Origin of the sequence: Kordiimonas sp. SCSIO 12610 (assembly GCF_024398015.1) — a bacterium.
GTDB lineage: Bacteria > Pseudomonadota > Alphaproteobacteria > Sphingomonadales > Kordiimonadaceae > CANLMI01.
Genome location: NZ_CP073747.1, coordinates 3043278 through 3058592, shown reverse-complemented (window position 1 = coordinate 3058592; position 15315 = coordinate 3043278). Strand labels below are relative to the sequence as shown.

The window sequence follows — 15315 nt, the reverse complement described above, 5'->3', positions numbered from 1 at the left end:
CATGGGCTTTGAAAGCCTGATAAAAATGAAAGCCGCTCAGTGGCTAACGAGTGAAAGAAAGATAAAGCTCGAAAGATTGTTATTTGAGACTGGGCGGCGTTTAACCAGGCGTCCGCGTGAAGTAATATATTTTCACAGAGTAGATGATCCTTATTGCCAGCTAATGGTTCAGGTTCTGCCTGAGTTCTCTAAGCGATTTGGTGTAAAAGTTATACCGAAGGTCGTTGAGAGATTACCTGCCGATATGTATCCCGATCCGGCCCGTTTTGAAGCCTATAGCATTCTTGATGCCAGTAGGCTTGCGCGGCTGTATGGTGCTGGTTTTCCCTATAATGCAACGGTTCCTGATCGCTTGGCTGTTGGTATGGCGCATCGATTTTTAGCTTCAGTCGAAGATAACGATAATTTTTTTGGTATTGCTGAAGAAATTGGTGAAGCTCTGTGGCAACGAAATCTGGTTGATGTACAGGAACTGACCAAATCTGCTGATTTAACAAATGACAAGCTAACCAAGAACGAGCAACTTCTCAGAAAGCTGGGTCATTACGCAAGCGCAACATTATATTATGGTGGAGAATTTTATTTTGGATTAGACCGACTGGATCATTTAGAGCGTCGCTTGAATGATGAAGGATGTGGTGACGGCGAGGTTCATTTTGAACTTCAGCGATTATGGCGTCACGAAATTCGTAATCTTCATAAGTCAATCGCTGGGCGTTCTATTGAGTTATTTTTTTCTGTTCGCAGTCCATATAGTTATCTTGGTCTTGAATATGCACAAGAACTAGCGGCTGAAGCTGGCGTCTCTATTCGATTGAAACCCGTTCTTCCGATGTTAATGCGCGGCATGAAAGTGCCCAGCGCAAAAGGCCGATATATTTTAAATGATGTAGCGCGTGAAGCCCGCGTCGAAGGTATCCGCTTTGGTAAGATCAATGACCCTTTGGGTTTGGCGACAAAGCGCGCGATGGCACTTGGGTTTGCTACTATAAAAGAAGGGTATGGATTAGAGTTTTTTACGGCCTTTACGCGGGGGGTTTGGTCGCAAGGTATTGATGGTACAAGCGACGATGGCCTAAAGGAAATTCTTAAAAATGCCAGTTTGTCAAGTGATTGGCTCAGCCATGCTCTCCCTGAAGAAGATTGGATGCGGATAGCGGAAACAAACCAACGGGACATGCTAATGAGTGGGAGTTGGGGGGTTCCAACCTTTAGAGTTGGTAACACTGTTCTATGGGGGCAGGACAGGATGTGGGCGGTGCTGGAAGCCCTTAAACAGCAGTAAATTATGATGCGTAACGAACAGTTTATCGGACTGGACAGACGGTACACCGCACAGCTGTTGCGAAATACTGACATTCGTTTAGGTTGTTGGTGATTTGGACAGAGATTTAATCTTGGGTCTTTTGAATCTGTTTTATATCGAAAGAGAATGAAAATGAAAAAATCTTTATTGGGTAGTGCTCAAGCAGGGGCTGTACTCACAAGTTTGTTCATGTTGGGAGCATGCGCAAACACATATAGTGCTGAAGCACCGTCAACTTCTGAGGGCAATAGCTTGCCGGTATTTAGTCAGGAACGTATTAAAGCCGACTTGGAATTTTTAGCTGATGATGCTTTGGAAGGTCGTGATACGGGTAGTCGTGGGTATCGTATCGCTGCTAATTATGTTGCTGCTACATTCAAGCAATTGGGCCTTAAGCCGGGTGGTGAAGATGGTACATATTTCCAGGAAGTCCCCTTTCAAAAGGCAAAATTGGATATTGAGAGTGCAAAAATCTCGATCCGTAATGCTGACGGAGAAACGGTTCTAACGGCTGGCGATGATTTCTTCGTTGGTGGAAGTGTGAAAAGCCCATCTGGTGAAGCAGCTGGTGAGGTTATTTTCGCAGGCTATGGTATTCAGGCCCCAGAATTAGGACATGATGATCTTGCGGGCCTTGACGTTAGCGGCAAAGTCGTCTTGATCTTCAATGGCGCACCAACAAGTTTCCATACAGAAATCAGAGCGCATTATGGTTCTTCTGCTACGAAAGCACGGGCGCTTGCTAAACTCGGTGCCAAAGGGGTTCTGACTGTAAGTTCTGCAAGCGGTGAAAATCGTCCAGACTTTTCACGTTTTAAACGATTCTTAGGTCGTGAGCGCTATGATTGGGTGTTACCTGAAGGCGCGGATAATGGTCCTCAAATCGGTATGACAGCGACAATCAGCCAGGCTTCAGCAGAGAAGCTGTTTGTTGGTTCAGGAACAACTTTTGAAGATACACTTCAGGCCTTTAAAGATGGTAAAGCTAAAAGCTTAGCGCTCAAATCAAGCGTTTCCATGAGCCGCGAAAGTACGCTTAGTGAAGAATTTACAAGCCCTAACGTCGTCGGGATACTAGAAGGTTCTGACCCGAGATTGAAGTCAGAATATGTAGTGATGTCAGCTCACTTGGATCATATTGGAATTAATCCTAATGCACCGGGTGACGACAAAATTAATAACGGTGCACTTGATAATGCCTCGGGTACATCAATTATGATGGAAGTTGCGCGTGCCTATGTGAACAGCGGTGTTCGCCCTAAGCGCTCGATCATATTTGCTGCTGTTACGGCTGAAGAAAAAGGCCTATTGGGTGCAGAATATTTCGCAACCTATCCAACAGTTCCGCAAAATAAAATCATTGGTAACGTGAACGTTGATATGCCTGTTCTTCTCTATGATTTTGTAGATGTAATTGCATTTGGTTCACACCGGAGTTCGCTTGGTGCAGTTGTTGACCGTGCAGCTGCGCAAATCGGTATCAAATTGATTGATGATCCGATTCCAGAGCAAGGTATTTTCACAAGAAGCGATCATTACCGATTCGTGCAACAAGGTATCCCTGCAGTCTTTCTTGCAACTGGTTTTGGTGTAACGCCGGACGGTGACAATGGCGGTGATATTTTCCGTAACTGGCTTGGCGGCGGTGGTTACCACTCACCTCGTGACCAAACAGATCTACCGATTAACTATAAAGCAGGTGCAAAATTTGGATTGATCAACTATTTGATCTTGAAGGATATTGCCGATGCTGATAAGGCACCAACATGGAATGAAGGTGACTTTTTCGGCGAAACCTTTGGTAAATAACCAAAGAAAAATATGAATAAGAAAGGGTGCCATGTTGCACCCTTTTTTTAGAACTTATTATTTATATTTAGCCATTCCAATGTTCGCGAGTTCATCAGCTTTTTCATTGCCTGGAATACCCGCGTGGCCTTTAACCCATTTCCAAACAATGGTGTGGCCCTTTGTTGCTTCATCGAGTGCCTGCCATAACTCAACATTTTTAACTGGCTTCTTTGCTGCAGTTTTCCAGCCACGTTGTTTCCAACCATCGATCCATTTTGTAATACCGTCTTTTACATAAACGCTGTCTGTATGCAGATGTACGGTACAGGGCTTGTTAAGGGTGTTAAGTGCCTCGATCGCTGCCGTTAATTCCATCCGGTTATTTGTGGTTTCGGCTTCACCGCCGTGGATTTCCTTAGTGTGCTGACCGTATGTTAGTAACGCGCCCCAGCCGCCAGGGCCCGGGTTGCCTGAACATGCGCCGTCTGTATAGATTTCTACAATCATGGATATTTGCCCAGTATAAAATTAAATCGGTATAAAATTAAATCAGTATAAAATTAAACAAGATAGTCGGCGGTGTCTCTGATACTTCTGTGGAACAAAAGTCGCTCAATATAATCTTTCGGATCTTTTGGTCTTACAACAGCGCCCTCTACCGGGTTTAGCCAGTCATAGAGTCGTGTCAGCAGAAATCTTAGTGCTGCACCGCGGCATAAAATGGGCAGCGCATCCATTTCCTGGGCAGATAAACTACGCGTAGTATCATACATTTCTACAAGGCGCTTCGCATGTGTATGGAGAAACTTATGATCCGCATCAAAACACCACGAATTCATGCAGACCGCGATGTCATAGGCAAACATATCATGGCACGAAAAATAGAAGTCGATAATACCGGTGATTTTGTTTCCGGTGAAAAGTATATTATCGGGAAACAGGTCAGCGTGAATTGTGCCAGATGGTAAATTTTTGGGCCAATGGTCAGTCAGAAACTTAAGTTCATCCTCAATCAGCTCTGACAAACCAGTATAAACACTATCTGCGTTCTCAAGCGTTTTTTCTGCTAATTCATGCCAGCCATATAGCGAAAGGTCATTTGGGCGGACTTCTGCAAAATCTGATAAGGCCTCGTGCATTTGGGCAAGGTTTGCACCCAAGGCCGCACATTGCTCCGTGTTCGGAAAATCAACACTAACACCGGAAAGAAAACTGATGATACAGGCGGGTTTTCCCGACAAAGTTTGTAAAGCCTCGCCATTCACATCAGAAATTGGAAGCGGCGATGGAATGGACCGCTCTGCCAAATGCTCCATGAGGTTTAGGAAGTATGGTAAATCTTCTGGGTTTGCTCGCTTCTCGTATATTGTCAGAATATACCGATTGAATTCATTGTTTTTATTCTGAGTTTCCAGAAAGTAATTTGAGTTTTCAACTCCCTCAGCGATACCTTTAAAGCTTACGGGGGTGCCGATTGAATATTGTTCTAAAAAGGACGAAAGAAGTTGTTCGTCAATATGGGTGTAAACTGCCACTAGGAAACATCCTTTAATATGGGAGGTACCTTAAAGACAACATCTTCTTCAGCGGTGGTCACAAGCTCTACAGATGCAGGGGCTTTGGATTTTATGGCGTCTATAACTTCGCTTACCAGTATTTCTGGTGCGCTGGCACCAGCGCTTATCCCAATTGTGGTTCCGCCCGATAACCAATTCCAATCCAGATCTTTCGCCCGCTGCACAAGGCGGGCACTACAGCCCATTTTTTCAGAAACTTCAACGAGACGCATGCTGTTGGATGAGTTGGGTGCACCTATTACGATGACCCTGTCGGCCTTTTCTGCAATCGCTTTGACCGCTGTTTGCCTATTTGTTGTCGCGTAGCAAATATCTTCTTTCTTTGGTGACGTGATGTCAGGGAAGCGACGCTCCAGTGTTTCAACGATCTCGCTTGTATCGTCTACAGATAAGGTAGTTTGCGTGACGAAAGATAAATTTGTTGTATCTGATAATTCTAATTTCTCGGCATCAGCTACTGTTTCAACGAGGGTCATGGCCCCGTCATCAACTTGACCCATGGTGCCAATGACTTCTGGGTGGCCTTCATGGCCGATCATAAGAATATGTTTACCGGATGCATGATGGCGTTCAACTTGGCGGTGGACTTTGGAAACAAGCGGGCAAGTGGCATCTACGTATACCATTTTTCGTTTCTCGGCAGCGGCAGGTACAGATTTTGGAACTCCGTGCGCCGAAAATACAACGGGTGCCCCCTCCGGTACTTCATGAAGCTCGTCCACAAATACAGCACCTTTCGCTTCCAAACCTTCAACAACGTATCGATTGTGCACAATTTCATGACGTACATAAACGGGCGCACCAAACTTTTCGATGGATAACTCAACAATTTTGATCGCTCGGTCTACCCCTGCACAAAACCCTCGTGGGTTAGCGAGTAGTATTTTGATTGGCTGTTCGTTGGCCATGCTTGCCTCTGTGTAATTTATTTACCAGTTCCCTTTGCTAACGGGGCAATTTCTGACGGTCAAGCATATGAATGAGAAATGTTCAGCTATTTGGTAACTAAATATCAAAGTGATCAGTTTAGGTGACATGAAATTGCCATTATGATTTGACTAGTTTCAATGCTTGCTCTTTGGTACATCGGCTCGTATGATCGCGGCGATTACGGGATGGCTGAAAGCTGTTAACCTGAATGTGGGTATTGAAAGGTTCTAAATGACTATTCGTTTGTTTGTTTTGTCAGTTCTTTTGCTGGTTGTTGCAGCGTGCAATCGAAACCCACTGGAGGTTATTGTGTCAAGGTGCCCGGCAGTTGCTGTTGTTGGTGACCTTGGAACATTCACAAAGTTTGAAGGTAGCGGGCAAACAACCGATGATGTTGCTTTCACGGCTTCGATCCACCAAATTCAAAGCGACTGTGATGAAGGATCAAGCGTTGTTGGACAAACTTCATTTGAAATATCTGCTCAGTCTGGTCCTGCACTTAAGAACAGAAGTCTGACATTACCTTATTTTGTCGCTGTTCTTAAGGATAATAGCCAGATTGTTTCCAAGAAAATATTTGAAACAACGCTTGTGTTTGATGAAAATGGCTATGCAGTGAGTCGCGAGGTTGTGGGCCAATTTATCCCAACGATTGACCAAACCCGCCGTTATAATTACGAAGTTCTGTTGGGTTTTCAAATTGATCCACAAGACGTTGTTTTTAACTTACAACGATAATTATCCAGAATAATTATTTATCTATTCTCGGCGAAGATTCCTTGATTGACTCTCGGAAACATATCCCTATTATCGCGAGCAAATAAAGTCCGTTACACATACATATATGTATAGACGCGCTGCGGGAGAGATTGATTTTTCAACGCCGAAGGAGCAACCGCCTCGGAAACTCTCAGGCAAAAGGACCGCTAAGCTGCGTGTGACGCTCTGGAAAGCAGGAGCAATTGTTCCTCACCGACGGGGTAAATCGTGCGTGCACGGTCAAATCTCTCAGGTTCCACGACAGAGGAGGCGCATTAATTTATTAAGTTGGCAATTGCTGACTGTAACTGTGCGTGGAGACTTCAATGTCAGCAGACCAAACTTTACTTAAAACGCCTTTGTATGATCTCCATGTGGAACATGGTGGGAAAATGGTACCCTTCGCGGGATACTCGATGCCGGTTCAATATCCATTGGGTATTATGAAAGAACATCTGCACACACGTGATGCAGCCGGATTGTTCGATGTTTCTCACATGGGTCAAGCTTATATCCGTTCTACTGATGGCAGTGACCCCGCAGCGGCGATAGAAAAGATTATGCCCGGTGCCCTTCAGGTTCTTAAGCCTGGTAAAATGCGCTACACGCTTCTTTTAAATGATGAAGGTGGCATCGAAGACGATTTAATGGTCACAAGAACCTTCGAGCCTGAAGGCACGCTTTATGTTGTTGTAAACGCGGCTTTTAAAGAAAAAGACTACACCATATTGGAAGAAAAACTGGGTGACCAGATTGTTCTTGAACCGCTGGAAGATCGTGCTTTGATCGCGCTGCAAGGACCTAAGGCAGAATCAGTTTTGGCTAAATTGGCCCCTGAAGTTGCAGACCTTTCCTTTATGGAAGCTACAATGGTGACACTTGAAGGTGTTGTATGCTGGGTCTCACGCTCTGGATACACAGGTGAGGATGGATATGAAATTTCGGTCCCCTCTGATGAAGCTGATGCGTTTGCAAAGCGTCTTTTGAAAGACGAAGATGTAGAGCTTATTGGCCTCGGTGCTCGCGATAGTCTGCGCCTTGAGGCTGGTTTGTGTCTGTCAGGACATGATTTCGATGGCTCGATCACTCCAGTTGGGGCTTCTGTGACTTTTGCACTTGGTAAAAAACGCCGTGAAGCTGGTGATTTTGTAGGAAGTGAGCGCATTTTAAGTGAACTATCCAATGGTGCAGATAATGTGCGCGTTGGCATTTTACCTGAGGGGCGGGCCCCTGCGCGTGAGGGTACAGTGATTGCTGATGTAGATGGTAATGAAATAGGCAAGGTGACCTCTGGTGGTTTTGGACCAACTCTTGGTGCACCTGTTGCGATGGGATATGTGCCGACGGCTTTCGCCGAAAACGGTACAGAAATATATTTATTGGTTCGCGGCAAATCACTTGCGGCGAAAGTGGCCGGCACTCCGTTTGTGCCGCAACGCTATAAACGTAAAACAGTTTAATCGATTTTCATTGGGAAGGATGAGGAAAGTATCATGATTAAATATACTGATGAGCATGAGTGGATTGTGGTCGACGGCAATATTGCAACAGTTGGCATCACTGATTACGCGCAAAAGGCACTTGGTGATGTCGTTTTTGTTGAGCTTCCTGAAGTTGGTGCGTCGTTTGCGTCAGGTGATGAAGTTGCGGTTGTTGAGTCAGTGAAAGCTGCAAGTGAAGTTTATGCACCGCTCACAGGTGAGATTACGGAAGTCAATTCTGACCTTGAAGGCGAACCCGCGCTTGTGAATAGTGCACCTACTGATGGTGGTTGGTTCTTTAAGATGACGGTTGCTGACACTGGTGAGCTGGACGGAATGATGGACGAAGCAGCCTATAACGATTTCGTTGCTGGTCTAGAATAAAATGTTTTGGGGCGCTGATTTGGTCAGCGCCTTTTTTGTTTCAAGAAAATCAGGAGTGTTTTGATGCGCTATTTGCCGCTGACAAACGAAGACAGAGATGCAATGCTTACCAAAATTGGTGTTGGTAACATTGATGATCTGTTTAGTGATGTGCCAACCGAAGTTTTAAATCCTTCGATTGATCTACCAAATCATCAAAGTGAAATGGCGGTTGAACGTCATCTTTCAAAAATGTCTGCCAAAAATATATCGGCAGGCAGTGTTCCGTTTTTTGTTGGCGCCGGTGCTTATAAGCATCATGTGCCTGCGACTGTGGATTATATTATCCAACGCGGTGAGTTTTTGACAGCATACACTCCTTACCAGCCTGAGATAGCACAGGGCACACTCCAGTATCTTTTCGAGTTCCAGACACAAGTTGCCGAACTCACAGGTATGGATGTCGCGAATGCCAGTATGTATGATGGCTCTACCGGGTGTGGTGAAGCGATTATGATGGCGCGCCGCGTAACACGTAAGAAAAAAGCGATTTTAGCGGGTAGCCTTCACGCGCACTACCGCGCGGTTTCTGAAACAACAACTCAGTTCACTGACGATGTACTCGAGCTATTGGCACCAAACCCAACAGATCCACAAGCCGAATTGGATGCTGTGATTGAGGCGATTGATGATCAAACAAGCTGTGTCATCGTTCAAAACCCAAATGTATTTGGCCATGTACTTGATCTTCGCCCCGTCGCAGAAGCAGCACACGCCAAGAAAGCATTGCTCGTTGTTGTCGTAACCGAGGTTGTGTCGCTGGGCGCCGTGATGTCGCCAGGTGAAATGGGTGCGGACATTGTTGTTGGCGAAGGTCAATCCATTGGCAATGGTCTTAATTTTGGAGGCCCTTACCTTGGCTTGTTTGCAACAAATCAAAAATATGTACGTCAGATGCCAGGTCGGTTATGCGGCGAAACGGTTGATGCGGATGGAAAGCGCGGTTTTGTTCTTACGCTTTCTACGCGCGAACAGCATATCCGCCGAGAGAAAGCGACATCAAATATTTGTACAAACTCTGGGCTATGTTCACTTGCGTTCACGGTGCATATGAGCTTGCTGGGCGAGAAAGGCCTAAAGAAACTGGCGCTTGTAAACCACAAAACAGCCAGTGACTTGAAAGCAGCTCTAAACGGAATCCAGGGCGTCGAGGTCTTGAACGATAGTTTCTTCAATGAAATTACTGTCAGATTACCAAAGAACGCGAATGATGTGGTGGAAGCACTGGCCGCTAAGGATATTCTAGCGGGTGTTCCTGTAAGCAGGCTTTATCCTGATGCCGGGTTTGATGACCTTCTGCTGCTTGCGGCAACCGAAACAGTTCTACCAGAAGATATTAATACCCTTAAAACTGCGCTTGAGGAGGAATTGTCATGAGTATGAATGCTGCTGGCCGCCCAACAGGTGTGGAAACAATAGAGGCAAATGAAACTTCAGGGTTCGAGAGTTTTTCAGGCCATAAAGGCCTTCGCCTTGAAGAGCCATTGATCTTTGAAATTGGTAATCGTGACACAACGGGTGTGGATATCGTTGATGTGGATGATTTTGAAATGTCCCTTGGTGGTTTAGAGCGAACAAGTGATATCGATTGCCCGGGCCTTTCAGAACCGGATGCAATGCGCCACTTTACGCGCCTTAGCCGTAAAAATTACGGGATTGATATGGGGGTTTTCCCACTGGGTTCATGTACGATGAAACATAACCCGCGTTTGAATGAAAAAATGGCTCGTTTGCCGGGGTACGGTGATGTTCATCCATTGCAGCCAACGTCTACTGTGCAAGGTGCGCTTGAACTGATGGAAGAATTAGGCCACTGGCTGAAAACATTAACTGGTTTGCCAGCCGTTGCTTTGTCACCGAAGGCGGGTGCTCACGGTGAACTTTGCGGCGTTATGGCGATCAGGGCAGCACTGGAAGCACGCGGCGATGCGCGTGAAGTAGTTTTATGTCCTGAATCTGCACATGGAACTAACCCGGCAACCGCTGCTTTCTGCGGATATAAGGTTAAGGATATCCCTGCCAAAGAAAATGGTCGTGTTGATCTGGATGCGCTGAAGGCGGCGCTTGATGATACAGTAGCTTGCGTGATGCTAACAAATCCAAATACGTGCGGGTTGTTTGAAAGCGAGATACGTGAGATTGCGGATGCGGTTCATGCAGCAGGTGCCTTCTTTTACTGTGACGGTGCAAACTTTAATGCGATCATGGGTAAAGTTCGTCCTGGTGATCTTGGTGTTGATGCGATGCATATCAACCTCCACAAAACCTTCTCTACCCCGCACGGCGGTGGCGGACCAGGTTCCGGGCCAGTTGTTTTTTCTGATGCGCTAAAGGACTTTGTGCCACTCCCTTATGTTGTAGCAGACGGTGATACCCTCGACATTAAGGAATGGGGTGATGATGAGGGTGAAACATCGCTTGGCCGTCTTACTGGCTTTCACGGTCAGATGGGCATGTATGTCCGGGCGCTGTCTTACATGCTAAGCCACGGTGTTGACGGTATTCGCCAAGCGGCAGAGGACGCGGTTTTGAACGCGAACTATGTTCTGGCAAGTCTATCAGATTTGATGTCGGCGTCTTATGAAGGGCCATGTAAGCATGAGGCTTTATTCGATGATCGTTTCCTAAAAGATACGGGTGTTACAACGCTTGATTTTGCGAAAGCCATGATTGACGAAGGGTATCATCCTATGACGATGTATTTCCCGCTTGTTGTTCATGGCGCCATGTTGATCGAACCAACAGAAACCGAATCCAAATATAATATGGATCAGTTTATTCGTTCTATGCGTGGTTTGGCGAACGCTGCCAAAAATCAGGAAGTAGAGCGTTTTGAGGGCGCCCCATATTATGCGCCTATGAAACGCCTTGATGAGACCAAGGCGGCTCGAAGCCCAATTCTTCGGTATCAGACCGCTGCGGAATAGCAGTGCATAAATATTGTAATGGAAGGGCCATTTTTATGGCCCTTTTTTTGTTTATGTTAAGGTTTCATAGCGTATTATGCGTGATCTTTATTTTTCAAAGAGGCTATAGACGTGAGCACCCGTATTCTTGTAATTGACGCTTCGCATACCATACAGGACATACTCTCCCAGCATTTCAGGCCAACTAATGTCATTGCGGCTTATGTTTCTGATCGGGAGCGAGCGTTTGAAGTGCTTGAGGCTGAACGCTACGACTATATTATCTGTGATAGCGAAACTTCTGGCTTGAAAGCACTGGATCTTATCGGTGTTGTCGCCATGTTGCCTTATGATCCGGGGGTTATTCTGATAGGGAGTGCATTGGAAGAAGATTTCCCTCAGGTTCAATCGCTTGCTCTTGCGCATAGTATAAACTTGTTGGCCGTTCTGGAACGGCCGATTGATACACAGGCCTTTTTGGGTGCTTTTCATGATGTTGCCAGCGTTCGTTCAAACCGTGTTGTAGGCTCTGAGACTGTACTTTCAGAAGCTGAATTTATGCGGGGGTTGATGACCGACGGGTTGGCAGCCGTTTTTCAGCCCAAGAAAGATATTAAAACGGGCAAGATTGTTGGCGGCGAATGTTTTGCGCGTTGGCAGGCACCAGGTGGCGGCCTTTTGGGGGCTGGTGCTATTATTAAGTTAGCGCGCGAGCAAGGGCATATGGATTTGCTCGCTTACCGTATGATCGAACTTGCTTTTAAATTAAAAGGGAACTGGGAAGGGGCTTTAAAAGGAGCGCAAATATGGGTGAATGTTTCAAGTGAAAATCTGCGAAATATGGATTTTGCAGATGTTGTCTCTGGCCTTGCGGATCAATATCAAATTAATGCAGGTGAGGTCACATTAGAGGTAACAGAATCAGACCTTGACATTGACCGTCATGAACCCCTTGAGACACTTAAACTGCTTAAAGACCGAGGTTTTAAGCTTGCCCTTGATGATTTTGGTGCCGGTTATGCTACCCTTCTGGAAATGGATACAATTCCTTTTGATGAAGTGGTCATTGATCGTAAGTTTTTATCTCGTGCATTGAAGGATAAATCAGCACGATTGATTTTAGAATCAGCGATAGAACTGACCCATAAACTGGATATGGTTTGTAGTCTGGAAGGTGTTGAAACGGCGGAGCATTTACAATTAGTCCAAGATTTAAAGGCTGATTATGCGCAAGGCTTTTTAATCGGGAAGCCGATGCCAGAAGATAAATTCCTTAAAACGCTATGAAAACCGCGAGATAATTCTCTCTTGATATTAAAATGTGCAGCGACTGATTGCTGATCTATGTAGATCGGTTATTCGTGCTCGCCTGTTGCCAAACAGCTTTAGCAATCGCAATGTCCTGAGCAGCTATCCCCGTAAGGTCAGCAACGCTTATGTCTCTTTCCTGTCGTCTGTAAAGTTTTGGATCGTTAAGAATTGCACCTAATTCTGCCGAGTTTCTGTCGTGAAACTCTATTTCACTATGCGACGCTTCCCCATGATGGATGCATTGCTCCTTGGAATCGAAAACAGTGAAAGCGGCACGTTTGAAAATGGCGGCATCAAGTTCTTGTTTACCGGGTGCGTCGGCCCCAACTGCCGTAATATGTGTGCCGGGTTGAACCCAATTATCCAAAACAATTGCTTCGGTGCTTGGCGTGGTAGTGATGATGATATTTGCTTTATTACATAGGGTTTCAAGCGAACTACATGCTGTTGCAGCTAAGCCCATATGGGCAATATCATTCAAGTATTTTTGGGTGTTTTCGGTATTCCGCCCCCATACATATATTTTGGCATTTGGTATTAGCTTTGAAAGATAAAAAAGTTGCAGCCTTGCTTGTATGCCAGTGCCAATAATGCCGATTACAGATGAAGCAGCAGGTTTTAGGGTGTAGGAGGCTATCGCCCCTGCAATAGCGGTGCGCGTGTCTGTTAACATTCCCTCGTCCAGAAGAAGCGCAATTGGCTCTCCCGTTTTGGCAGACAATACCATCATTAATCCATTACTGCTTGGAAGGCCCAGTTTCGGATTATCATAAAACCCGCTTGAAATTTTGATGACAAATGTATCATCGCCTTTGATATGACCATATTTTATGTGTAAATCACCATTTACCTCCGGAAACGGTAAATAGCCGACGGGCGGGGTCGTAACATTACCAAGGGAAAAATTGATAAATGCATCCTTGATTGCAGGGAAAAGATCTGCTTTTTCCAGTATAGTCTCGATTTGATTTTTGCCGATAATTTCCACTATTTCTCTCGTTGTTGCTTGAGGTAATTATATAGTGTTGCCCGCGCGATTCCTAGAACACGGCAAACATATGTAGCGGCTTGCTTTCCTTCAAAGGCGCCGTTTTGGGCAAGAGCAAAAACTAACGTTTTCTTCTGTTTTTGAGAAAGTTGGGAAATACTTGTTCCGGTATCTTGCGTCCAATCGGTAATGAATTGATTTATTCTCTCATGCCAGTCTTCTTTGAAAAGGGCCACTGGCTTATCTTTGTTATCAGGGGAGGAAATTAACGCTGATAAGGCTTGTTGTGCCATATGGAAATGAGACATATCAGCATTTATGCACAAGATACCTGTTGGCCTTCCTTCTGTATTTCTTAACACACTGCTTATGGATTTAATTCGTTTCCCATCCCAGTTGGTTTTTTCATAAGGGCCAATAACGCTGTCTGAAGGCTTGAAATCAATCTCATGTAACAGGGACGGTTCGCCGATAGTACGCTTTGAAATATTGTTGGCGATATAAGTGACCTGTTCGGTTGCCAGGTCATGTATGACAACCTCAACATAGGGGGCAAACAGCATTGCAATGCCATCTGCAATATTATGATACTTTTCTAACATCCTGCTATCTAAAAGTTAGTGCGCGCATAATCTGCAAGATGTTTCAGACCTTCTTCTATGTGATGTTTGGGCGCACCAATACCTAAACGAATATAGTTATCCATTCCGTACACATCGCCAGGCAATAGCATAATGCTACGCTCTTCCCGAAGTTTATGAACTAACTCTGTGGAATTTATTTTCATATTATAGCGTACAAATGCCATGCCGCCAGCGTCCGGTAATATACTTGAAAACAAGTTTGCATTGTTATTGAGCCAGCCTGAGAGAAGAGCAACATTTTCTCGCAAGATACGTCGACTACGCTCGAGGATTTCTGCTCTTTTAAGGGGCTGAACCACGATGTCAGCTACATATTCACTAACTGCACTTGTAGTGATGGAGGTATAGTCTTTGCTTTGCCAAGCCTTGTATATATCGTTTTCTGGACCAACTAACCAACCGATCCGCAATCCCGGTAGTGCCATCGCTTTTGACAGGCCTGAAGTGATGATAGCTTTTTCATAAAGGTCAGCAAAACTCGGGCTTTCCTCGCCGTTTAATTCCGACCCTTTGTAAACCTCATCAGCATGCAAATAAATGCCATAGTCACGAGCAAAATTGACTAGCTGTTGCATGCTTTCGAGTGGCAGAGTGCTACCTGTCGGATTGTTTGGGTGACAGATCGTAATCATCTTAGTTTTATCAGTGATCAGTGTTTTCAGGTCATCCAGGTCTGGTTGCCAACCCAGTTCTTCTTTAAGCGCGACTTCCTTAACTGTTACACCAAGCGCACGTGCCCAACCCCAAATTTGCAGGTAGTTGGGAACAAAAACAATCAGTTCGTCGCCTGCGTTCAGGAGCGACATAACCATTAAAAAGTTTGCTTCTGCCGAGCCATTGGTAATGATGACTTCATCTGATGTTCTGTTTTTATACAAGTTTGCAACGGACTGACGTAATTCGGTTGCGCCATTGGTCCAGCCGTACCCAATTTCCAGTTCTAAAAGCTTTGCATTCTGTTCCGGTGTTAATAACTCATTCAAAGTGTATGGATGCACACCGCTATCAGACAGATTGAACTCTACGGTGTTTTCATAGAGGGATTGAATACGCTCGAGCGTGAATTCTTCAATTTGCATCTGTCATTTCCTTGTATAAAATATCTATATATAGACATTTATTCTAAATATTAAAAAGAGTCTATGATTATTTATGTTCACTTTTTGTTCTTATTTGTTATGCTTCAATTATGGAACAGA

14 protein-coding genes and 1 riboswitch are annotated in these 15315 nt (G+C 45.1%); of the genes, 8 read left to right on the top strand and 6 right to left on the bottom strand.

Annotated features, from left to right (window positions below; genetic code table 11):
• Nucleotide 1: 1 nt before the first annotated feature.
• Nucleotides 2-1285 carry a DsbA family protein gene (locus KFF44_RS14025; protein ID WP_255935260.1) on the top strand — a complete coding sequence of 428 codons (1284 nt, stop codon included), beginning with the start codon at nt 2-4 and terminating at the stop codon, nt 1283-1285.
• 153 nt (nt 1286-1438) lie between these two features.
• The gene (locus KFF44_RS14020; protein WP_255935259.1) at nt 1439-3115 is read left to right on the top strand and encodes a M28 family metallopeptidase; all 1677 of its coding nucleotides are present in this window, start codon (nt 1439-1441) and stop codon (nt 3113-3115) included.
• A 57-nt stretch (nt 3116-3172) separates the two neighbouring features.
• On the opposite strand, the gene rnhA is transcribed toward KFF44_RS14020, so the two are convergent.
• From rnhA to ispH, 3 genes are read right to left on the bottom strand one after another with little or no spacing between them, the layout of a single operon-like run.
• Nucleotides 3173-3604, bottom strand: a complete 432-nt coding sequence (gene rnhA / locus KFF44_RS14015; protein ID WP_255935258.1) for a ribonuclease HI — start codon at nt 3602-3604, stop codon at nt 3173-3175.
• 53 nt (nt 3605-3657) lie between these two features.
• On the bottom strand, nt 3658-4632 hold the full coding sequence (thrB, locus tag KFF44_RS14010; RefSeq protein ID WP_255935257.1) for a homoserine kinase: 975 nt from the start codon (nt 4630-4632) through the stop codon (nt 3658-3660).
• Nucleotides 4632-5582, bottom strand: coding sequence for a 4-hydroxy-3-methylbut-2-enyl diphosphate reductase (gene ispH / locus KFF44_RS14005; RefSeq protein WP_255935256.1), 951 nt, complete (start codon nt 5580-5582; stop codon nt 4632-4634). Before ispH ends, thrB begins: the two co-directional genes overlap by 1 nt.
• Nucleotides 5583-5835: 253 nt before the next feature.
• Between ispH and KFF44_RS14000 the strand changes: the two genes are divergently transcribed.
• From KFF44_RS14000 to KFF44_RS13975, 6 genes are all read left to right on the top strand, one after another.
• A complete protein-coding gene (locus KFF44_RS14000; RefSeq protein WP_255935255.1) occupies nt 5836-6342 on the top strand; it encodes a hypothetical protein in 507 nt (168 codons plus the stop codon).
• Nucleotides 6343-6454: 112 nt separating this feature from the next.
• Nucleotides 6455-6540, top strand: a riboswitch (glycine riboswitch).
• A gap of 149 nt (nt 6541-6689) precedes the next feature.
• A complete protein-coding gene (gene gcvT / locus KFF44_RS13995; protein ID WP_255935253.1) occupies nt 6690-7823 on the top strand; it encodes a glycine cleavage system aminomethyltransferase GcvT in 1134 nt (377 codons plus the stop codon).
• A 33-nt stretch (nt 7824-7856) separates the two neighbouring features.
• Nucleotides 7857-8228, top strand: coding sequence for a glycine cleavage system protein GcvH (gcvH, locus tag KFF44_RS13990; RefSeq protein WP_255935251.1), 372 nt, complete (start codon nt 7857-7859; stop codon nt 8226-8228).
• A 63-nt stretch (nt 8229-8291) separates the two neighbouring features.
• Nucleotides 8292-9644, top strand: coding sequence for an aminomethyl-transferring glycine dehydrogenase subunit GcvPA (gcvPA, locus tag KFF44_RS13985; protein ID WP_255935250.1), 1353 nt, complete (start codon nt 8292-8294; stop codon nt 9642-9644).
• Entirely contained in the window at nt 9641-11194 is a 1554-nt protein-coding gene (gene gcvPB / locus KFF44_RS13980; RefSeq protein WP_255935248.1) for an aminomethyl-transferring glycine dehydrogenase subunit GcvPB, read from the top strand. The genes gcvPA and gcvPB overlap by 4 nt, the downstream gene beginning before the upstream one ends.
• A gap of 111 nt (nt 11195-11305) precedes the next feature.
• Nucleotides 11306-12460: an EAL domain-containing protein gene (locus tag KFF44_RS13975; protein ID WP_255935247.1), complete on the top strand. Its 1155-nt coding sequence runs from the start codon at nt 11306-11308 to the stop codon at nt 12458-12460.
• 55 nt (nt 12461-12515) lie between these two features.
• On the opposite strand, the gene KFF44_RS13970 is transcribed toward KFF44_RS13975, so the two are convergent.
• From KFF44_RS13970 to KFF44_RS13960, 3 genes are read right to left on the bottom strand one after another with little or no spacing between them, the layout of a single operon-like run.
• Entirely contained in the window at nt 12516-13472 is a 957-nt protein-coding gene (locus KFF44_RS13970; RefSeq protein WP_255935245.1) for a hypothetical protein, read from the bottom strand.
• On the bottom strand, nt 13472-14074 hold the full coding sequence (locus KFF44_RS13965) for a transcriptional regulator (RefSeq protein WP_255935244.1): 603 nt from the start codon (nt 14072-14074) through the stop codon (nt 13472-13474). Before KFF44_RS13965 ends, KFF44_RS13970 begins: the two co-directional genes overlap by 1 nt.
• A gap of 8 nt (nt 14075-14082) precedes the next feature.
• Nucleotides 14083-15195, bottom strand: a complete 1113-nt coding sequence (locus KFF44_RS13960; RefSeq protein WP_255935243.1) for an aminotransferase class I/II-fold pyridoxal phosphate-dependent enzyme — start codon at nt 15193-15195, stop codon at nt 14083-14085.
• Nucleotides 15196-15315: the final 120 nt, after the last annotated feature.

Coding starts and splice junctions, on each gene's coding strand:
- KFF44_RS14025 (WP_255935260.1), top strand. CDS start 2: ATGGGCTTTGAAAGCCTGATAAAAATGAAAGCCGCTCAGTGGCTAACG.
- gcvPA (WP_255935250.1), top strand. CDS start 8,292: ATGCGCTATTTGCCGCTGACAAACGAAGACAGAGATGCAATGCTTACC.
- gcvT (WP_255935253.1), top strand. CDS start 6,690: ATGTCAGCAGACCAAACTTTACTTAAAACGCCTTTGTATGATCTCCAT.
- KFF44_RS13965 (WP_255935244.1), bottom strand. CDS start 14,074: ATGTTAGAAAAGTATCATAATATTGCAGATGGCATTGCAATGCTGTTT.
- gcvH (WP_255935251.1), top strand. CDS start 7,857: ATGATTAAATATACTGATGAGCATGAGTGGATTGTGGTCGACGGCAAT.
- ispH (WP_255935256.1), bottom strand. CDS start 5,582: ATGGCCAACGAACAGCCAATCAAAATACTACTCGCTAACCCACGAGGG.
- KFF44_RS13960 (WP_255935243.1), bottom strand. CDS start 15,195: ATGCAAATTGAAGAATTCACGCTCGAGCGTATTCAATCCCTCTATGAA.
- gcvPB (WP_255935248.1), top strand. CDS start 9,641: ATGAGTATGAATGCTGCTGGCCGCCCAACAGGTGTGGAAACAATAGAG.
- KFF44_RS14020 (WP_255935259.1), top strand. CDS start 1,439: ATGAAAAAATCTTTATTGGGTAGTGCTCAAGCAGGGGCTGTACTCACA.
- KFF44_RS14000 (WP_255935255.1), top strand. CDS start 5,836: ATGACTATTCGTTTGTTTGTTTTGTCAGTTCTTTTGCTGGTTGTTGCA.
- rnhA (WP_255935258.1), bottom strand. CDS start 3,604: ATGATTGTAGAAATCTATACAGACGGCGCATGTTCAGGCAACCCGGGC.